Origin of the sequence: Exiguobacterium sp. s150, from assembly GCF_018618435.1 — a bacterium.
GTDB classification, from domain to species: domain Bacteria; phylum Bacillota; class Bacilli; order Exiguobacteriales; family Exiguobacteriaceae; genus Exiguobacterium; species Exiguobacterium alkaliphilum.
This window is the reverse complement of record NZ_JACSMC010000026.1, coordinates 19,148-39,730: the sequence shown is the minus strand read 5'-3', so window position 1 is coordinate 39,730 and position 20,583 is coordinate 19,148. Positions and strand designations below refer to the sequence as shown.

Annotated in this window: 16 protein-coding genes; 6 read left to right on the top strand and 10 right to left on the bottom strand. The window is 53.7% G+C overall.

Annotated elements, in window-relative coordinates:
* Positions 1-116: 116 nt before the first annotated feature.
* Positions 117-368, top strand: a complete 252-nt coding sequence (locus KNP76_RS11890) for a hypothetical protein (RefSeq protein ID WP_251137465.1) — start codon at positions 117-119, stop codon at positions 366-368.
* 448 nt (positions 369-816) lie between these two features.
* On the opposite strand, the gene KNP76_RS11885 is transcribed toward KNP76_RS11890, so the two are convergent.
* Complete coding sequence (locus KNP76_RS11885; protein WP_214844653.1) at positions 817-2,007, bottom strand: M28 family peptidase; 1,191 nt, start codon at positions 2,005-2,007, stop codon at positions 817-819.
* 289 nt (positions 2,008-2,296) lie between these two features.
* Here KNP76_RS11885 and KNP76_RS11880 point away from each other — a divergent pair, with 289 nt between their 5' ends.
* Positions 2,297-2,533, top strand: coding sequence for a hypothetical protein (locus KNP76_RS11880; protein WP_214844652.1), 237 nt, complete (start codon positions 2,297-2,299; stop codon positions 2,531-2,533).
* Positions 2,534-2,572: 39 nt separating this feature from the next.
* On the opposite strand, the gene adhE is transcribed toward KNP76_RS11880, so the two are convergent.
* Positions 2,573-5,164 carry a bifunctional acetaldehyde-CoA/alcohol dehydrogenase gene (gene adhE / locus KNP76_RS11875; RefSeq protein WP_214844651.1) on the bottom strand — a complete coding sequence of 864 codons (2,592 nt, stop codon included), beginning with the start codon at positions 5,162-5,164 and terminating at the stop codon, positions 2,573-2,575.
* Positions 5,165-5,553: 389 nt separating this feature from the next.
* Here adhE and KNP76_RS11870 point away from each other — a divergent pair, with 389 nt between their 5' ends.
* The 3 genes from KNP76_RS11870 to KNP76_RS11860 all read left to right on the top strand — a co-directional run bounded on the left by KNP76_RS11870 (position 5,554) and on the right by KNP76_RS11860 (position 8,256).
* Positions 5,554-6,000, top strand: a complete 447-nt coding sequence (locus KNP76_RS11870) for a MarR family winged helix-turn-helix transcriptional regulator (RefSeq protein WP_211779558.1) — start codon at positions 5,554-5,556, stop codon at positions 5,998-6,000.
* Between the two features lie 79 nt (positions 6,001-6,079).
* Complete coding sequence (locus KNP76_RS11865) at positions 6,080-6,793, top strand: YebC/PmpR family DNA-binding transcriptional regulator (RefSeq protein WP_034815325.1); 714 nt, start codon at positions 6,080-6,082, stop codon at positions 6,791-6,793.
* A 143-nt stretch (positions 6,794-6,936) separates the two neighbouring features.
* Positions 6,937-8,256, top strand: coding sequence for a Na+/H+ antiporter family protein (locus KNP76_RS11860; protein WP_214844650.1), 1,320 nt, complete (start codon positions 6,937-6,939; stop codon positions 8,254-8,256).
* 146 nt (positions 8,257-8,402) lie between these two features.
* Here KNP76_RS11860 and KNP76_RS11855 read toward each other — a convergent pair whose 3' ends face one another.
* From KNP76_RS11855 to KNP76_RS11830, 6 genes are all read right to left on the bottom strand, one after another.
* The gene (locus KNP76_RS11855) at positions 8,403-9,854 is read right to left on the bottom strand and encodes a glutamate synthase subunit beta (RefSeq protein WP_214844649.1); all 1,452 of its coding nucleotides are present in this window, start codon (positions 9,852-9,854) and stop codon (positions 8,403-8,405) included.
* Entirely contained in the window at positions 9,851-14,287 is a 4,437-nt protein-coding gene (gltB, locus tag KNP76_RS11850; RefSeq protein ID WP_214844648.1) for a glutamate synthase large subunit, read from the bottom strand. Before gltB ends, KNP76_RS11855 begins: the two co-directional genes overlap by 4 nt.
* Before the next feature lie 248 nt (positions 14,288-14,535).
* Positions 14,536-15,282: a V-type ATP synthase subunit I domain-containing protein gene (locus KNP76_RS11845; protein WP_034815321.1), complete on the bottom strand. Its 747-nt coding sequence runs from the start codon at positions 15,280-15,282 to the stop codon at positions 14,536-14,538.
* A gap of 123 nt (positions 15,283-15,405) precedes the next feature.
* Complete coding sequence (locus tag KNP76_RS11840) at positions 15,406-16,218, bottom strand: aldo/keto reductase (RefSeq protein WP_211779561.1); 813 nt, start codon at positions 16,216-16,218, stop codon at positions 15,406-15,408.
* A gap of 64 nt (positions 16,219-16,282) precedes the next feature.
* On the bottom strand, positions 16,283-17,080 hold the full coding sequence (locus KNP76_RS11835) for an ABC transporter permease subunit (protein ID WP_214844647.1): 798 nt from the start codon (positions 17,078-17,080) through the stop codon (positions 16,283-16,285).
* Entirely contained in the window at positions 17,077-17,952 is an 876-nt protein-coding gene (locus tag KNP76_RS11830) for an ABC transporter ATP-binding protein (RefSeq protein WP_034804735.1), read from the bottom strand. The genes KNP76_RS11835 and KNP76_RS11830 overlap by 4 nt, the downstream gene beginning before the upstream one ends.
* A gap of 118 nt (positions 17,953-18,070) precedes the next feature.
* On the opposite strand from KNP76_RS11830, the gene KNP76_RS11825 reads away from it, so the two are divergent.
* On the top strand, positions 18,071-18,631 hold the full coding sequence (locus KNP76_RS11825; protein WP_034804738.1) for a TetR/AcrR family transcriptional regulator: 561 nt from the start codon (positions 18,071-18,073) through the stop codon (positions 18,629-18,631).
* 41 nt (positions 18,632-18,672) lie between these two features.
* On the opposite strand, the gene KNP76_RS11820 is transcribed toward KNP76_RS11825, so the two are convergent.
* Complete coding sequence (locus KNP76_RS11820) at positions 18,673-19,785, bottom strand: NAD(P)/FAD-dependent oxidoreductase (RefSeq protein WP_034815318.1); 1,113 nt, start codon at positions 19,783-19,785, stop codon at positions 18,673-18,675.
* A gap of 53 nt (positions 19,786-19,838) precedes the next feature.
* On the bottom strand, positions 19,839-20,570 hold the full coding sequence (locus KNP76_RS11815) for a Bax inhibitor-1/YccA family protein (protein WP_034804744.1): 732 nt from the start codon (positions 20,568-20,570) through the stop codon (positions 19,839-19,841).
* Positions 20,571-20,583 lie beyond the last annotated feature (13 nt).

Sequence of the window (20,583 nt, the reverse complement as noted above, 5' to 3'; positions counted from 1 at the left end):
CCCTCATCTGAAGGCTTGAGCAAAACAGAAATGGACTGCGCTCGCACAAGCACTTCAGAATCCCACTGCTTTAGCTGTGGGAGTGTCAAGAGAGGAATGAGAGAGTGTTCGAAAAAATGGTTCGGTATGGCTGGAACGTCCTATCCGGTTTGTTTGTGTTGGCCTGTTCACTTTGGTTGAGCGGTCCAGGCATAGCCGAAACGGACACGCCAGACTATCGCTGGTATTTCATGTTATGGTTCCTGCTGTGGACGATTGGGTTCCTGTTGCAATTCAAGCAACGAACGAAATCGATGGGGTTGGTGCTCACGTTCATCCCGACGCTATATTATCTATTCCTTGTATTGCGGGCGATGGAACTTTTCTAGCATGCTTTGTCCATGCAGACGTCTTTGACCGAGCTCTAACTATGATTCAAGAAATATAAATGGATTAGGTCAACGCTTGTAGTGCGGAGGAAATATGAAGTAATGCATTGATCAGCTCATCGACGTGCCAAGCGATATAGGCGCTGCTGATCGCGATGATCGTGAGCATCGTCAGCTTATATATTTGAATTGTATCTTTCATTTGTCTCATCCTTTCATCAGTTAGATTTTCGAACCTCAATCCCTACAAACGAGCGTACCATGTTTCCATTATTATGTAATCAATGTACAGATTTGAATTACGATTTATGCACAACTGCGCAAACTTCTGACGGTCACGACATATACCCTCATCGCTTGGATAACTCGCTTCAAAATTACTCGTCTCTAGAATTCTAATGAGTAAAAAGGACCGTAGACCATGTATCGTCTACAGTCCTTCATTCGTTTATTGTGTCGTTAACCACTCGACTAACCAGTCTACATGCTCGCGCATCGCGTCATCCGATAGCCGATCGATCGTGTCGTCCTCGGTAAAAACATCCTGGCTCGCTGTGAGCGAATCGTTCATCGAGATGACATCGATGCCGGCTTGTCGATATTCGTCTAAAATCGACACCCCTAAACTTCTCACTTCGACATCTTCAAACGCTGCACTGTCCATGAACGGATACGACTTCATGCCGTGCGTTTTGACGAAGCGGTCCGTATCCCCTGTCCCAATCAAGTCAAGCAACATGACGGTTCTCGTTGTCACGTCGCGCTCTTCCAACATGCCAAGGTAATGCGTGCTCGCCTCGTACCCTTCCCCGTACCCGTTCAAAAAGACGTAGCGAATCGTCGCCTTCGTCTTGACGTCATCCATCGCTTGAATGACTTGATACAGAATCGAGGCACCACCGAGGCCAGTTAACGCATGGTCCCCGTATCCACTGCTATCGAGTCGTGCCATCACAATCACTTCCTCATCTGTCGTCCCGGTCTGAACGAATTCCGTATAGGGCATCTCCGATTCATACGGTTCGATCGTCACGGTTTGGCCATCCGTCAGCATCTCGGCCGTTTCAGTCCCGACGCCGGTTCCATAAAAACGTAGCCAAGCTGACACATGGACGAATCCGAACTCATCCTGAGCATCTGGATGAGGCGTGATTAAGTAACCGGCTGCTCCCGCCTCTTTCAATTTCGTCAAGTAACGATTCGCCGCCTCATCATTGAGCACCTCACCATAATGGTCAAGGTGATACGCGTCATCCCGCGCCTCAAATGACGCCTCGGTCATCGGCAAGACGACGATTTTGTCGGTCACGTCAGGAATCGGTGCGTCCCATTCGATGTGGATGACGTCACCTTGAACCGGTTCTTCCACCATCATCGACGAGTATCCGTCGAACAGCTCATCTCCTATCGTGACGTCCGTATAAAACGTTTGGAACGGGGCGTCGTGCATAAGGCGATCCATGTTCAAATCAAAATCGACACCGAGCGATTCAAACAGCTCCGCATTTTCCCAACTATCGACATGACGGTCGTACGAGGCAAAATATTCGGCCGTCTCATACGGGCTATCGAGCGAGAGCGGGTTCACATATAAAAACGTGACATAAAGCGCATAAATGAAACTAAGGAAGGTGTTCATATAACGTATCTCCAATACTAATAAATAATTTCGACCAAGAAATTGTAAAGAATGGATAACTTGGCATATATTATTATAGATACGTTTTTTAAGAATTTGAATTTAATTTTTTACGAAATTCAATATATTTTTTCACTTTAAGTCTTTCGTCATGGACTGAACGGCTCCATGTATTCGTTCCGCTTCTTCCTACAATCGCCCACTCGGTAAAGCGAGAATCATTTCAAGAAGGTTGGTACTCCCTATGAATCCGGTTCAATGGAATCAAAAACGAAAAGAAAGACGCTACATGTACGCCTTCATCCTCCTCACTCTACTCAATACGGTGCAACATGCATATGACATTGGTTCTGACGCCTCTTCCCCATACCGACTCGTCGGTGGTCTCATTTTGTATGCGATCCTGCTCTATTTTGAGTTAAAAGAAAAAAGGTGGGCCGAGATCGCCATCAAGTTTGTCGTCTGGTTCAATGTCATCGCTTTACTCATCATCGTCTTGTTCATGGGACTCTCCCTGCTCGAATGAAAAAAGGCGGCCACTCGTTTGAGTGGTCGCCTGTGTTGGTTATACGCCTTCGTAAGCAGCGTACATGATCTCTTTCAATTCTTCAACGAGCGGCATTTTCGGGTTGGCCGTCGTACATTGATCTTCGAACGCGTCGACCGCCATCTTGTCGACTTTCGCGTCGAGGTCCGCTTTTTTGATGCCTTGTGCTTTGAACGAGAGCTTGATGTTCAAGCGCTGACCGAGCTCGATGACAGCTTGGATGAGTGACTCGACGCCTTCTTCCGTCGTGCTCGCTGGAAGTCCGAGGTAGCGCGCGATTTCTGCGTAACGCTCGTCGGCGATGAACGACTCATATTTCGGGAACGCCGCGAGTTTCGATGGTCGTGTCGCGTTGTAGCGAATGACGTGCGGCATGAGGATCGCGTTCGTCCGTCCGTGTGGGACGTGGAACTCGCCACCGATTTTGTGTGCGATCGAGTGGTTGATACCGAGGAACGCGTTCGCGAACGCCATACCCGCCATCGTCGATGCGTTGTGGACTTTCTGACGCGCTTCGGCGTCACTGCCGTTCTCATACGCTTTCGGGAGGTAATCGAAAATCATCTTCATCGAACGAAGCGCGAGTCCGTCTGTATAATCGTTAGCCATGACTGAGACGTACGCTTCGATGGCGTGTGTCAACACGTCCATTCCTGTATCGGCCGTGATTGATGCTGGGACCGTCATGACGAACTCAGGGTCGACGATGGCGACGTCCGGTGTGATCGCGTAGTCAGCGATCGGGTATTTGACGTTGCGTTTCTTATCCGTGATGACCGTGAACGGTGTCACTTCAGAACCCGTACCTGATGTTGTCGGGATGGCGACGAACATCGACTTGTTGCCGAGCGTCGGGAACTTGTACGTCCGTTTGCGGATATCCATGAATTTTTGGCGAAGGTTCGAGAACTTCTCTTCTGGGCGTTCGTAGAAGAGCCACATGCCTTTCGCGGCATCCATCGGCGAACCGCCACCGAGCGCGATAATCATATCTGGTTGGAAGTGACGCATCGCTTCAGCACCGCGCATGACCGTCTCAACGGATGGGTCTGGCTCGACTTGGTCGAAGATGCGGTACTCGACGCCAGCAGGCAAGTTTTTGACGACTTTATCGGCAAATCCGAGTTTGACCATCATTTCATCCGTGACGATCATCGCCCGTTTTTTCGATGTGAGCGATTGAAGGTACTGGACTGAGTTTTTCTCAAAGTAAATCTTTTCAGGGACTTTAAACCATTGCATGTTCACGCGACGTCTCGCCACCTTTTTCACGTTGAGTAGATGTTTCGCCGTCACGTTCTCAGAGACGGAGTTTTTCCCGTACGACCCACAACCGAGCGTGAGCGACGGTGTCATTTCGTTATAGAGGTCACCGATCCCGCCGTGTGCCGTTGGCGAGTTGACGATGATGCGGCAAGCTTTCATCCGGAGTCCGAACGCGATAATGGCGTCCTCGTCTGTCGAGTGAATCGCTGCCGTATGACCGAGGCCGCCGATTTCAAGCATCTTCTCAGCGATGGCGAACCCTTCTTCACGCGATTGAACTTTATAGGCACCGAGCACCGGGCTTAATTTTTCATGTGAGAGAAGTTCTGTCGCACCGACCGTCTCGAGTTCGGCGATTAAGATCTTCGTGTCGGCCGGAACGCTGAGTCCAGCTTTCTCGGCGATCCAGGCTGCTGGTTTCCCGACGATTTCCGGGTTGACCGCACATGAGTCTGTTTTGATGACGAGTGTCTCGAGTTTCGCTTTCTCTTCTGGTGAGCAGAAGTAGCAGCCGAGTGCCGTCATTTCCGCTTTCACTTCTTCATACACTTCTTGGTCGACGATAATCGCTTGTTCAGACGCACAGATCATACCGTTATCGAACGTTTTCGACAAGATAACGTCCGAGATGGCACGTTTCACTTTTGCCGTTTTGTCGATATAAGCAGGTACGTTACCTGGTCCGACACCGAGGGCCGGTTTACCAGTCGAGTAAGCCGATTTCACCATCGCCGATCCACCTGTTGCGAGGACCATGGCGACGCCTGGGTGGTTCATGAGTGCTTTCGTCGCGTCGAGTGACGGTTTTTCGACCCATTGAATCAAGTGTTCCGGTGCGCCAGCTTCGATGGCTGCATCACGAAGGATGCGTGCCGCTTCGCTTGAACACTGTTGTGCCGACGGGTGGAAACCGAAGATGATCGGGTTACGCGTCTTGATGGCGATGATTGCTTTAAACATCGTCGTTGACGTCGGGTTCGTCACCGGTGTGACCCCAGCGACGACACCGACCGGCTCGGCGATGTACGTGATGCCGTTTTGCTCGTCGTCTTCGATGACGCCGACCGTCTTCTCGCCACGGAGCGAGTTGTAAATATATTCTGTCGCGAAGATATTTTTGATCATCTTGTCTTCAAATACACCACGACCTGTTTCTTCATATGCATGTTTTGCGAGAGCGACGTGCTGTTCGAGTCCGGCGAGCGCCATCGCTTGAACGATCGCATCGATCTTCTCTTGGTCGAACGTCATCAACGTATCGAGCGCTTTATGCGCTTGTGTGACGAGCGTGTCGACCATCTGTTCTGCTGATGTCTCTACTATTGCTTTCTCTTTAACTGCCATGTTGGTTTCCTCCTCATGAATGAGAGCTGATAAGTCTGACTTGATGGAGAGCACGGGGCAATCAGTTAGTTCAAGAAGAGTTTGTGCTTTCCTTCACATTCATAGAATACACCGATTTTCCGATTTTGTGCGTGACAACAATGTGAACTATTTCACAAGATTTTTTAGAAGAATGAGGATAGGGATTGCTTTTTCAGATGATGCTCAGTAAAATCTAATTCGTTTTCATGAAAATAAGGTACAGACGATATGTAAACGCTTACAAAAGTTATGTCCACGATGCGACGAAAGCGCTGTGCAAAATGTCACGGAATGAGGATTGGTCGTCCAAGCCGTCCCCCACTCGTGTATAATGGGAAGTAGAACCTGATTAGGAAGTGAATAGACCTATGCCTAGACAAGATGCAGCCGATCAGTTCGTTAAACTGATCCCATTGATTCGTAGAAAATTACTTCGCCGCTCGGACTTGCCCCAAATCCCGAACTTGAACTTCTCTCATTTTCATCTATTGATGTTGATTGAAGACGAGGGTGCCGTCACAAACGGACACATTAGCGAGACGTTATCAATTGCCCCACCGAACGTGACGCCGCTCATCACGAAACTCGTCGATGAAGGATACATCACCCGCGTGCCGGACGAGCGTGACCGCCGCGTCATCTGGAATCAATTGACCGAGAAAGGCGAACAGGTCCTTCGGGAACGACGCGATTCCTTCCGCCGCCTGTTCGAAGATCGCCTCGCCTTTTTAGATGAGGACGAGACCGCACGATTGATTGATAGCTTGAAGACACTGACCAAGATTGTCGAGAAGATGGACAAGAGCGAGGGATGATTTTTACTCGTCAATGTCCCGCGCTTCTTATATAATCGACAGTGAATCAATCGAACTATGGAAAGAGAGATGACATGCAATGGGTCGTAAATGGAACAACATCAAAGAGAAAAAGGCGTCAAAAGACGCCAACACGAGCCGGATTTATGCGAAGTTCGGTCGGGAGATCTACATCGTCGCCCGCCAAGGCGAGCCAGATCCTGAACTGAATCAAGCGCTCAAGTTCGTCGTCGAGCGCGCGAAGACGTACAACGTCCCGCGTGCCATCATTGACCGCGCCATCGACAAGGCGAAAGGTGGCGACGAAGAGAACTTTGACGAGTTGCGCTATGAAGGATTCGGTCCGAACGGCTCGATGGTGATCGTCGACACGCTTACGAACAACGTCAACCGGACGGCGTCTGAAGTCCGTGCCGCGTTCGGGAAGAACGGCGGCAATATGGGCGTGAGCGGTTCGGTCGCCTACATGTTCGATGCCACGGCCGTCATCGGCGTCTCTGGCATGAGTGCGGACGACGTGCTCGAACTCATGATGGAACATGACCTTGACGTGCGTGACGTGCTTGAAGAAGAAGACACGGTCATCGTCTATGCTGAGCCGGAAGCGTTCCACGCCGTCCAAACCGCATTCAAATCAGCCGGTATCGACTCGTTCGAAGTCGCCGAACTGACGATGCTCCCACAAAATGAGATCACCCTGGACGACGCGTCGAAAGAGCAGTTCGAGAAGCTCCTTGACGTGCTCGAAGACCTCGAGGACGTGCGCCAGGTATATCACAACGTCGAATTATGACGAGCCAGCGATAACTTTTCGGAGTTATCGCTTTTTTCAACACTTGATTTGACAAGCATGGTCTCATATGTTAAATTTCAAAAGTCTTTATCATATTAAAGTGATAATAAGAGAAAGAGTTTTGAAGAAAGGTGTTGTCTTTTATGAACGCTGTCTTATTAGCAGTCATCGTTTTATTCGCGCTCGCCATCAGTCGCGTGCACATTGTCTTATCGCTCATCTTAGCCGCCATAGTCGGAGGGCTCGTCGGAGGGCTTGGCTTCAACGATACGCTCACCGCGTTTAGCGACGGACTCGGCGGTGGCGCGTCCATCGCGCTCAGCTACGCGCTCCTCGGTGCGTTCGCCGTCGGTCTCTCGAAGACGGGACTCCCGGACGTCTTGGCCGAACGGTTGATCGCCATGTCCGGTCGTGACGTCACCGGGAAGAACGTCTTGTTCGTCAAGGCGCTCTTGCTGTCGCTCCTCCTTTTACTCGCGATCAGCTCACAAAACGTCTTGCCGATTCACATCGCATTCATCCCAATCGTCGTCCCGCCTTTACTCGTCTTATTTAACGAGTTGAAGCTCGACCGACGCCTCGTGGCGACCATTCTCACGTTCGGACTCGTCACGCCGTATATGCTCTTGCCTGTCGGCTTCGGAGGCATTTATTTGAATGAAATCTTGCTGCCGAACGTCGAGACGAACGGGATGGCCGTCGGCGACGTCAATATTGTCGGCATCATGGCCATCCCGGCTCTCGGTATGGTATTCGGTCTCATCGCCGCCTTCATCCACTATCGGAAGCCGCGCGACTACGAGACGATCGCACTCGGCCCGAAAGATTACGAGTTGCGTCAATTGAGCCCGTTGAAGATCGGATTAACACTCGCTGTCGTTCTCGTCGTCCTCGTCGTCCAGTTGCAGACCGACTCGATGATTGCCTCGGCCGTGACCGGTCTCGTGTTCTTGAGCGTGCTCCGGTTAATTCCTTGGTCTGAAGCCGATGACATCTTCACGAGCGGCATGCGCATGATGGCGTTCATCGGGTTCGTCATGATCGCGGCAAGCGGCTTCGCGGCCGTCATTCGTGAGACAGGGGCGATCGAGCCCCTCGTCAACGGTGCGTCTGGGCTCATGGGCGATTCGCAGTTCCTCGCAGCGCTCGTCATGTTGCTCGTCGGACTCGTCATCACGCTCGGAATCGGCTCGAGTTTCTCGACGATCCCAATCATCGCGGCCATCTTCGTCCCGCTGTGCATCCAATATGGCTTCTCGGTCGAGGCGACGATCGCCATCATCGGGACGGCCGGCGCGCTCGGTGACGCCGGTAGTCCGGCGAGCGACTCGACGCTCGGCCCGACGAGCGGCTTGAACGCCGACGGTCAACACGACCACCTCCGCGAGACGGTGTGGCCGACGTTCTTACACTACAACATCCCGCTCATCGTTTTCGGACTGATTGCGGCGATGGTGTTGTAATCACTTTCGATTGCGCCGTGCATAGATCGTCCCGAGTAAGACGAGCACGAGCAAAAACCAAAATCCTGTATACATGAGGATCTCTGTAATCATCGCTTTCCTCCTGTGACAAAAAGATAAGGAGCGACGCTTGGCGTCGCTCCTTTTTATGATGAAGTTTTTAGCTCCGTTTGACAAGTTTCCAAGTAGGCGTCGACCTTTTCTGCCACTTCACGCCCTTCACGGATCGCCCACACGATCAGGCTTTGACCGCGCCGGGCGTCACCGGCGACGAATACGCCGTCAACGTCCGTGACGTAATCACGTTTTGACTCGACCCCGAGTTTTCTCAGTTCCGGCTCTGGTCGCTCGAAGCCGATGGCGACGAGGACGAGATCGGCCGGGTACGTCTTCTCTGACCCTTCGACGACGAAGAACGTAGCGTGACCGTCGGGTTTGACGATTTTCTCCATCCGTTCCGTCTCGATGCCGACGACCTTGTCGCCTTCGGTCACAATCTGATTCGAGCGAATCAAGTACGTGCGCGGGTCCGCCTCGTATTGTCCGATTGCCTCGGCGTACGCGTAATCGGTCGACAGCGTATCCGGCTGGAGCGGCCATGGCCGTTCCGGCGACCGGTATAGCCCTTTCTCCGGGTGTTTCCCGAACTGCGTGACCGATGCCGCGCCTTGACGGATGGCCGTCGCGACGCAGTCCGCTCCCGTGTCGCCGCCACCGATGACGATGACATGCTTCCCTCCTGCGTCATGGCGTGGGTCTAAATCTTTTCCGTTCAACTGTTTCGTCGAAGCGGTCAAGTAGTCCATCGCCAGTTCGATTCCTGAAGCGTCGTCCCCGTCGATGCCGAGCGTTCGTTGCTTTTGGGCACCGGTAGCTAAGATGACGGCGTCATACTCGCCCCGGAGCGCCTCGACCGTCACGTCTTCCCCGACGTTGACGCCTGTCTTGAATCGAATCCCTTCCGCCTCGAGCAAGTCGACGCGACGTCGGACAACGCCTTTGTCGAGCTTCATGTTCGGGATGCCGTAATACAAGAGGCCGCCGATTTCATCGGCTTTCTCGAGCACGGTGACCGTATGGCCGAGCTGGTTCAACTGGTCGGCCGCAGCGAGACCGGCCGGACCGCTCCCGATGATGGCGACGCGATACCCGGTACGCTGACGCAGGTGACGAGGCTTGACCCATCCTTGTTCGAAGGCGCGGTCGATAATCGTCCGTTCGATTGACTTGATCGCAACCGGGTCTTCACTGATGCCGAGCGTACACGACCCTTCACAAGGCGCCGGACAGACCCGACCCGTGAACTCCGGGAAGTTGTTCGTCTCCATCAAGCGCTCGTAAGCACGGAAGAAATCCTGGTCGCTCACGAGTCTGTTCCATTCCGGGATCAAGTTGTGAATCGGGCAGCCGATCGTCTCTTGGCCAATCAGATCGCCGACATGACAAAACGGTGTGCCGCAGTCCATACAACGCTCGGCTTGCTTGACGATCGGACCGTCTTCCATCCGTGACGCATATTCCCCATAATCGTGAATCCGGTCCTTGACACCCCGTTCTGGGAGTGTCTCACGCGGAATGCTTAAAAAGTTGTGTCTCATACTGCCCCTCCTTCTGTGACGACTCGGAACAGTTCTAATGCCCGGTCGGCCTCGCTCAATTCAGGTCGCGTCATTTCGAGCTGACGCATCACATCGAGGACGTTCGCATAATCTCTTGGCACGACTTTGACGAAACGGCTCAGCTCGTTCTCAAACGAGTCGAGAATCAACCGCGCCTTGACACTGTCGGTGTGGAACTGATGAAGCTCGAGCAGCGAATAAATTTCTTCGGCGTCTTGATCCGTCAACGAGTCGACCGCCACGAGTTCGTGGTTGACGAGCTCGTCGTAGTCTTGATCGCCATACAAATAGGCGACCCCGCCCGACATACCGGCTCCAAAGTTGCGGCCGACCTGACCGAGGACGACGACCGTCCCCCCGGTCATGTATTCGCAACCGTGGTCACCGACCCCTTCCGTGACCGCGACGGCGCCAGAGTTACGGACGGCGAAGCGTTCACCGGCATGACCGTTGAAGAACGCCATCCCGCTCGTCGCCCCGTACAGGCAGACGTTCCCGGCGATGACTTGCTCGCTCTCGTCAAACGGGGCATGCTTTTCAGCGATGAGGGCGATTTTCCCGCCGCTCAACCCTTTGCCGACGTAGTCGTTCGCGTCACCGATGACCGAGATGGTGATTCCTTTCGGCAAGAACGCGCCGAGGCTCTGCCCGGCCGACCCGCTCAAGCGAATCGATATCGTGTCCTCGGGCAGTCCGACGTTCCCGTGCACCCGCGTCAGTTCCGAGCCGAGCATCGTCCCGACGGCCCGGTCCGTATTTCGGATTCGGCCGACGAAGAACGTCGGTTGGCCCGATTTGATGGAACGTGACACGGCCGGCATCAATTTTCGGTGGTCATACGATTTGAACGCCGGATGCGGCAGCTCTTCCTTCTCCGGAAGCGGCGTCGGCATGGCGATCATCGGGTGTAAGTCGAGTGATGACGCTTTCGCATGCGTTTGTTTCCATTCGCTCTCTTCGAGAAGATCCGTCCGCCCGATCACTTCATCGAGCGTGCGCGCGCCGAGCGACGCCAAAATCTCGCGGACGTCTTCGGCGAGGAACGTCATCAAGTTGACGACATGTTCTGGTTTCCCCATGAACTTCGCACGGAGGGCCGGGTCTTGCGTCGCGACACCGACCGGGCACGTGTCCAAGTGACAAGCACGCATCATGATGCAACCGAGGACGACGAGCGGAGCCGTCGCGAACGCATACTCCTCAGCGCCGAAGATGGCAGCGAGCACGATGTCGCGACCGGTCATGAGCTTCCCATCCGTCTCAAGGGTGACGCGGCCACGGAGCCCGTTCAAGGCGAGGGTCTGGTGCGTCTCAAGGAGGCCAAGCTCCCACGGGAGACCGGTATGTTTAATCGACGTCCGTGGCGAAGCGCCCGTACCGCCATCATAGCCTGAAATGACGATCGTATCGGCGTTTGCCTTGGCGACACCGGCCGCAATCGTGCCGACACCCGATTTTGAGACGAGCTTGACGCTAATCTTCGCGTTCGGGTTGACGTGCTTCAAGTCGAAGATGAGTTGCGCCAAATCTTCGATCGAGTAGATGTCATGGTGCGGGGGTGGCGAGATGAGACCGACCCCAGGAACGGAGCCACGGACCTCGGCCACCCATGGGTACACTTTGTTGCCTGGGAGTTGACCGCCTTCGCCGGGTTTGGCGCCTTGGGCCATCTTGATTTGAATCTCATCGGCGTGATACAGGTACTCGGCCGTTACGCCGAAACGGCCGCTCGCCACTTGCTTGATGCGACTGACTCGTTCCGACCCATCCTCATCCGGGACGAACCGGTTGCGGTCCTCGCCGCCTTCACCCGAGTTACTCTTTGCCCCGATTCGGTTCATCGCGATGGCGAGCGTCTCATGCGCTTCCTTCGACAAGGAACCGAACGACATCGCCCCGGTCTTGAACCGACTGACGATAGAGGCGACCGATTCGACTTCTTCGAGCGGGACGGGTTGTCGCTCCGTGAAGCTGAACAACTGTCTTAAGAACTGCCCGGAAGACTCATGGAGACGGACGTATGCATCATAGTAACGTCGTTCATTCTCACGGCAGGCACGCTGCAGCAAGTGAATCGTCTTCGGGTTGAACGCATGCTCTTCCCCGTCGGCGCGCCACTGGAAGTCAGCCCCTGCGTCGAGTGGGCGGTCCCGGTCATAGGCCGCCACGTGTTGTGCCCGGCCTTCTGCTTCGATTGCCTCAAACCCGATTCCCGACAGTTGTGACGTCGTTCCCCGGAAATGCGTCTCCACAAGGCCCCGGTCTAACCCGACCGCTTCAAAGATTTGGGCCCCACGATAACTTTGTACGGTCGAGATCCCCATCTTCGACATGACTTTCACGATTCCGTCGACGGTGGCCGCTTGATAACGACGCACCGCTTCATCGAATGAGTGGCTGAGTTGGTTCGAACGGATTGCTTCGTCAATCGTCGCGTAGGCGAGATAAGGATAGACCGCGTCCGCGCCATAACCGATCAGTGCTGCCGCTTGATGGACTTCACGTAACTCGCCGCTCTCGCTGACGAGGCTACAGGACGCCCGTAAGTTCGAACGGATGAGTCGTTGATGGACGGCGCTCATGACGAGGAGCGCCGGCATGGCGATTCGCTCGGCGTTCGTACCGCGGTCCGATAAGACGATGACTTCCGCACCATCCCGGACTTTGGCCTCGACGCGCTCGAATAACGCTTCCAAGGACGCCTCTAAACCGCTCGCATACGTCGCATCGACACGGCTCACGCGCAGCTCTTTCTCGATGCCTACAAGCCGGGACGCATCTAAAATCGGATGTGCGAGCCAGACGCGGCGGGCATGGCCACGGCCGGTATGGACCGGGTTCGATTGCGGGCCAAGCCATGTGAACGTCGCGGTCACGATTTTTTCCCGCAGGGCGTCAATCGGCGGGTTCGTCACTTGCGCGAAGTGTTGTTTGAAATAGTGGAACAACGAGCGCGACCGCTCAGACAGGACAGCGACAGGTTGGTCATGTCCCATCGACCCGATTGGATCCTTCTTTTCATTGATGAGCGGTACCATATACTGCTCGATGTCTTCTTTCGTATAGCCGAAGGCACGTTGTTTGCGCTGCAAATCGTCGACAGGGGGCTCGACGACAGCCCCGTCCTCGACCGTCTTCATCTGCTTCAACCATTTGCCATACGGCTCGGCGCGCGCAATCGTCTGTTTGATTTCTGCGTCCGGGATGAGTCGTTTCGATTCCAAGTCAATCAAGAGCAGTTGCCCTGGGCGCAACCGTTCTTTCTTGACCACGTTTTCGGCTTGAACCGGGATGACGCCGCTCTCGGATGACAAAATCAACTCGCCGTCTGCCGTCTCGATGTAGCGCATCGGCCGGAGCCCGTTCCGATCGAGGATGGCGCCGATTTGCCGGCCGTCCGTGAACACGACCCCGGTCGGGCCGTCCCATGGCTCCATGATTGACGAGTGATATTGATAAAAGTCGCGTTTGTAGCGATCGATCGTGCCTTCGATGAACGGCTCCGGGATGAGCATCATCGCCGTGTGGGCGATTGAACGTCCCGTCCGTGTGAAGAACTCGAACGCGTTGTCGAGCATCGACGAGTCGCTCCCTTCTTCTTGCAAAACCGGGAATAGTCGCTCGACGTTCTCGTACAGGTCGGTCTCCGTCACCCCTTCTCGGGCGCGCATCGCATCGATGTTGCCGCGTAACGTGTTGATCTCACCGTTATGGACAATCATCCGGTTCGGGTGCGCCCGTTCCCACGACGGGAACGTGTTCGTCGAGAAACGCGAGTGGACGATGCCGAACGCGCTCTTATAGAACGGTGACTGTAAATCGAGGTAGAACCTTTCGATCTGCTCCGGTGTGAGCATCCCTTTATAGACGATCGTCTTCGTCGAGAAGCTCGGCATATATAAATTTAACGTCTCGGTTTTTTCGATGCTACGGCGTAGCTCGTAAAGCGTTCGCTCATTCGTCTCATAATCCAAAAACGGACAGGCGACGAACCACTGATATATCGTCGGCTGGGTCGTGCGTGCATGCTCACCAATCGCGAGCGGGTCGACGGGCACTTCACGCCAGGCGATTGTCGCGACATCGAGGTCTTCGGCGAGACGCTCCATCTGTTGTTGCTTCTCACTGAGCGCCGTCTCCTCCGGTTGGAAGAAAACCATCCCGACCGCGTAAAGTCCCGGTGCTGGCAAATTCATCGTCTGCAAGAACAACTCATGTGGAATCTCCGTCATGATGCCGGCACCGTCTCCGGCGTCGATGACCCCTTGCCCCCCGCGGTGCTCAAGTCGACATAGCATCGACAACGACCGACTGACAATCTCGTGTTTCTTCTCTCCATTCAGGTTGACGTATAGGCCGATGCCGCAAGCGTCTTTCTCGAATCGTGAATCGTATAAACTCGTCCGTTTCATCGAATCAACCCCTCTCTCTCGTACTGTTTCGTAAGTTTTATTTTGTTCTAAATATTCTGAAAAATCAAGAGAGATGTATACACTTTTGCATAATACCATCTCGATGTATTGAAGATGTAAGCGTATTCAATAGCTTTACCAAGCTTTTTTCGAAAACAACTTATAATAAATAAAGAATATTTATCCACTATATATATTAACTAACGAGTTCTTTTGACCACAAAAAAAGACGTCTTGCAGACGTCTTCCTAAACCGTTTTCCCTGTATGATGTAAGAACCCGCGTGGCCGTTTCCAAATAATCAAGCCGACATAACCGAGCGCGAGTAGGATGAGCGCGCTGACGAGGACGACGTAGAGCGTCGCGTTCTCGATTCGGGCAAAGATGGCGATATAAGCCCAAACGAACACGAGCGGATAGATGAAGTCACGGTGCCACCACATGAATACGAGGGCAAGGACGACGCCGACCATGAGCATGAGAGACGTCCAGGCCAGTTCATCGAGACCGAGCACCGTCGTGATGCGCTCGGTCTTCATGACGACGAACACGTTGACAATCGTCGCGACCGAGACCCACCCGATATAGAGCGAGAACGGAAGACGATCGAACCAGCTCGTCGATGTCCGAAAAGCGACATGGTACAGCCAAGCGAGCGTTCCTAAGAACAAGACCATGACGACGAGCGAAGCGATGAACCATTCGTTCGTGAACGTCAAGAGCCAAAGTCCGTTCAAGATACAAGAGACGAGAAAGCCCGCCTTCATCCGATTCGCCTGCCGGTTCGCGACCGACCCTTTCTTCAGTTGCAACACAAGCCAGACGGCGAGTCCGAGATAAATGAGTCCCCAAATCGAGAACGCGTATCCGGCCGGTTTGAAGAAAATATCAATTCGGTCCGACACGGCCGCATTGTCTCCACTCGCGAAATAGTTGATGACGACGGTCGCCAAAAATGCCAACCAGTTGACCAATGGCCATTTTGATAAGTCCATATGCGCGATCTTCAAATGAAGATCTGCCACCTCCTTTTTCAACATAGTAATGTATACCCATGTGACTCCGCTCATACACAATCGAAAACGAAAAAAGAGACCCAGCGCTGGGTCTCAATGTGTTCAAAAATCGATGTGGTCCGGGTCTGGTCCGAGTCGCTCGTGTGTCGCCACGGTATCTAATTTCGCCATGTCGTCTGCATCCAGTTCAAAGTCGAAGACGTCAAAGTTTTCTTGGATACGATGTGGCGTGACCGACTTCGGAAGCGCGACGTTCCCTGTGTCGAGATGCCAACGTAACACGACTTGTGCCGGTGTTTTCCCATGCTTCTCAGCAATCTCGGCGAAGGCTGGGATGTCGAGGAATTTCCCTTGCATGAGTGGGCTCCACGCCTCGATTTGAATCCCTTCATCTTGGCAATATTCGACGAGGTCTGGTTGCGGCAACTGTGGATGCAACTCGACTTGGTTGATGAGCGGCGTCATCAGACCGGCCTCTTTCAACGCCTCGAGATGATGCTCTTTGAAGTTCGAGACACCGATCGCTTTGATTTTTCCGGCTTCATATAATTCAATCAACGCTTCCCATGCTTCGACGAACCCGTCGACTGGCCAATGGAGTAAACATAAATCCAAATAGTCCGTCTCGAGTCGAATGAGTGATTCTTCAAACGCCTCTTTCGTCCGGCCTTGGCGGATCTCCTCGTTCCAAATCTTCGACGTCAAAAAGATATCGCTACGATTGATGCCGGATGCGTGAATCCCTTTGGCGACCCCTTCTTCGTTCTTATAGACGGCAGCCGTATCGATATGACGATACCCGACCTTAAGTGCCTCAGCGACCGCGTCAGGCGCCTCTGTCTCATTGTCGACTTGCCAGACACCGAATCCGATCATCGGGATTTGAACCCCGTTGCGTAACGTTACGAATTGCATACACTCATTCCCCTTTCAGCTGTTCGAGCTGATTGTATCATACCCGAGAACTTATTCCGAAAAACTAAATCGTCAAATCTTTTCGAGTGAATCGCGTATAACAGGCGACAACCGCCAACGCAAGCAGACCGACTAGGACAAGGAACGACAACGTCGGGACATCACCTTGCAGTTGTGCGTTAGCATCGAACAAACTGAAGACAGACAGGCGTTCGAGCCATGCGAACGTATCGCTGAACCCGGAGAAGATGTTGGCGATTAAAAACAGGGCGAACAACCCGCCGGTCACCATATACGAGCGACTGCTGTCGTCGAACAGGCTCGCGATGACGAACGCAATCGCACCGAGGACGAATAACAATAGCCCCGCATTCAACTGTAACGTCCACATGACACCATAATCGATTCCGAGATCAAACAAGAGATCGGCAACTGTGAGGCTGAGGCCGTTTGACGCGACGAACAAGACGGTCGCAAACAACAACACGATGAGGCTCGCTGTGACGTAGGCGCTCCGGGAAATCGGTGCCGCCAAATACAACATGACCTCACCCGAATCGACCGGTTTCGCCATGAGGCGTGAGGCAAACGTCAAGGCGAACAAGATGGCGAGCACATAGAAGATGAGGCCATAGTAGTTTCCGGCGAGTAAGTTGACGACGTTGTCCATCGCGATGCTCGGATCGATTTTAAATACCTCGAGCAGTTCCGGCGGCAACGAATCAAGTTTCCCTTCGATGAGGCCGGTCTCTTGAATCGACGGGAAGACGGCCGCTAAAAAGAACAGATAGAGGCTCGTCCCGAACGCGTACCCGAAAATCCAGCTCCGATTCTGCTTGAATAACGAATGGACTAACGTCATGACGTCACCTCCCCATAATATTCCATGAACATATGCTCGAGCTCGTCGGCACCGCTTGTGAGCGACTCCACCTCGAACGATGTCAACGTCGCGATCAATGCGTTCAACTCATCCGATGTTGAGACGGTGACGGTGACGGTACGCCCGTCACGAATCCCGACCTTGTCCGCTAGCGCCTGCGCCTCGACTTCACTTTTCAGACCGATTTGGTACGCTTTCACGCTCCGTCGCTTCAGTTCATCTATATCGGCCTCGATGATGATCCGGCCGTCTCGAATGAGCGCCGCCCGGTCACACGTCTTCTCCATTTCCGGAAAGTGATGTGAGCTCATCAAGATCGCCTTCCCGGCTGCCTTCTCAGCGAGTACCCATTCAATCAGTCGCTCTTGCATGAGCGGGTCAAGCCCGCTCGTCGGCTCGTCGAGTACGTAGACCGGGACGTCTTTCATAAAACAAGTGACGATCCCGAGCTTTTGTTTCATCCCTTTTGACATCTTGCGGACTTTCAACGACGTGTCGAAAGGGAAAATCGTGCGGAGACGATCCTCTCGTTCTCTGCTGGTACGATGTAACCGGCTCGTCAAACGAATGATTTCTTCACCCGTCATGTCCTGTGGGTAATTGATTTCGCCAGGTAAATAGCCGACCGATGCCTTCACCTGTTCACTCTCACGCCAGCAATCATGCCCCATGACACTCGCTTTGCCGGAATCCGCATGAAGTAACCCCATCAAATGGCGAATCGTCGTCGACTTGCCGGCCCCGTTCGGTCCGATAAAGCCGAAGACAGAGCCCGGTTCAACGCGAAGCGTCACGTCGAAAATACCATGAATGGCATCGAACCGCTTTGTCAAGCGATCAATCTGTATCATCATCTTGCCTCCTTTTTGAAATATAATTAATTATTCATTACAAAACTAGTATATCACGTTCTTTTTTGAAATAGAAATGGTATATTGATTACAAAACAAGCGAATAGGAGGTTGTGCCATGGACGGTTTCACGAAGCGCACCGAGGAGAAGCGAGAGGCGATCCTCACGGCCGCTAAAACGTTGATGCAACAAAAACAGTCGCGTTTCACCATAAACGAGCTCGCCCGTGCCGCCTCGGTGTCCCCGGTCTCAATCTACAACTACTTCGGGTCCAAAGAACAAGTCATCTTGCTCGTGCTCACCCGCCTGACCGAGCGTGAGATGGATTGGATTGAACACGAAATCGAGCGCGACGCTCCGTTTGACACGTTGCTGCTCGACATTTTGAAACGAAAGATCGAGTCGGCCGTACTTTTCGATGACGCCGTATTGGCGACTGTCACGTCGGACCCCTCTTGGCATGAACTCGCGGCGCGTGGCTATGCCGCGTTCCGTCAGCTCATCGAGTACGGGAAGATGAGTGGAGCCATCGATTCGAATATATCGACCGACGCTTATCTTCGTTACGTTCAACTGATGCAGCAGGCGATTTTGTCGGACCCGGAGCTGTCGATGACACAGATGACCGAGACGATGCATGAATACTTTCACTTTTTTCTCCACGGTATTCTCAAATGACGAAAAGACGCTCCCCATACCAGCTGAGGAGCGTCTTTCATTCAATCGATTGGAAACACCGTCTCACCAATCGGGTAAAGCGACATGTCGAGCTCACAGTCCCCTGTCAGGACAAGGTCAGCGAGCACTTTGCCGATGAACGGTCCGACCGTCAGACCCGAAGAGCCGAGTCCGTTCGCGACGACCAACTGTTCCGCTCCAGGGAGTCGACCGAGCACCGGAATCGAATTCGGCGTGACGGGACGCAATCCGACCCGCGTCTCGACGAGCTCTGCTTCAGCGAGGCCCGGGGCCGATTCAAGTCCTTTCGCGAGCACTTCGTGAACGCCGACGGCTGTCGGTCGGACGTCAAAGCCCTTCTCTTTCTCATGCGTCGAGCCGATGACGACCTTGCCGTCTTCGAACCCGAGCAAGTAACGTCGACGTGGCGGCATCGCGACAGGCCAGTCGGACGTATCCGTGTCCGGTAGCTTCACGTGGACGATTTGCGCTTTTTCCGGCTTGACACTCGTCGTGTAGCCGATCGGCTCGAGCAATTCCTTCAGCCACGCCCCGCAGGCGAGAATGATTTCATCCGCCTCATAACGCACCCCGTCGCATAAGACGTGATAACCGTCTCCTTTGACGAGTTGCGCCGACCCGTTGACGACGTTTACCCCGCGCTTGATGGCGACGCGCTCGAGCGCGGACCGGATTCGCTCCCCATCGACACGCGCCCCACCTTCGACGAGAAGCGCCTCATAGTCTTCGGATAGTGGAGGGAAGAGCGAACGTGCCGCTTCGACCGACAATCGTGTCAACTTCCCGATTTCGGGGGCATCTTCCCGCCGGACTTTCGTCCGTTCAAGCATTTCGTTCAGCTTTTTATCTTCATGTAAGGCGAGCGTCCCGACCCGTTTGTAGCCGGTATCCGTCTCGCCCGCCTGCAGCAACGCATCGACGACTTCCTTGTAATAGCGTGCCCCGCCTTTTGCCAAGGCATACCACGCTTTATTTCGGCGTTGCGCGATCCACGGACAGACGATACCCGCCGCCGCGTCGGTTGCCCGACCGGCGTCTTTCCGGTCGATGACCGTCACGTCTGCTTTTCCGGCCAAATGATACGCAGCCGAGATTCCGACGATGCCGGAACCGATAATGACTATTTTTTTCATGTCGATTCGTTCCTTTCTTCCTGAAAAAATCACCGGCCAAATGGCCGATGATTTTAGTCCCGATTTGCGAGGCGATACAACAAGTCGAGCAATTCGATATAGAGCCAGATGAGCGTCACAATCAATCCAAACGCCGCGACCCACTCGAGATGCTTCGGTGCCCGCGCTTCGACTTGACGAGCGATAAAATCGAAGTCGAGAACGAGCGCGAGCGAGGCGATGATGACAATCACGAACTGGACACCGATCGCGAGCGGCGAAGAGCCGGTCATGAACGGGAGCCCGGTCCCGAAGAAACTCATCCCGATTTGGAAGAGATACAATAGCATGACCGTGAAAATGGCGGCCATGATGCCGGCGCGGAACTTTTGCGTCACTTTGACAAGTCCGGTCGAATAGACGAACCACATCGCGAATGCGACGATAAACGTCGTCATGACGGCACGACCGACGATTCCCGGCGCCATCGATTCGAAAAAGTACGAGACCGTTCCGACGAAGACCCCTTGGATGATCCCGTAAAGCGGTGCGACGACAGGTGCCGTATTCGGTTTGAACGTGATGACGAGCGCAAGCACCAAGCCAAGTACGGCTGACCCGATCATGAGCGGGAAGAGAAGTCCTTCCCCAATCGTCGGCACGAGCGTCCACATGACGCCAGCCGAAGCGGTGACGAGCATGAGCAGCGTGAAAATTTTAGACCACGTGCCGGCCTTTGTCATCGGCGCGGTCGCGTAAGCGGTGGATTCCATTGATTTGCGAAGAATTGGATTAGATTTAAGCAACGTTCATAAGCTC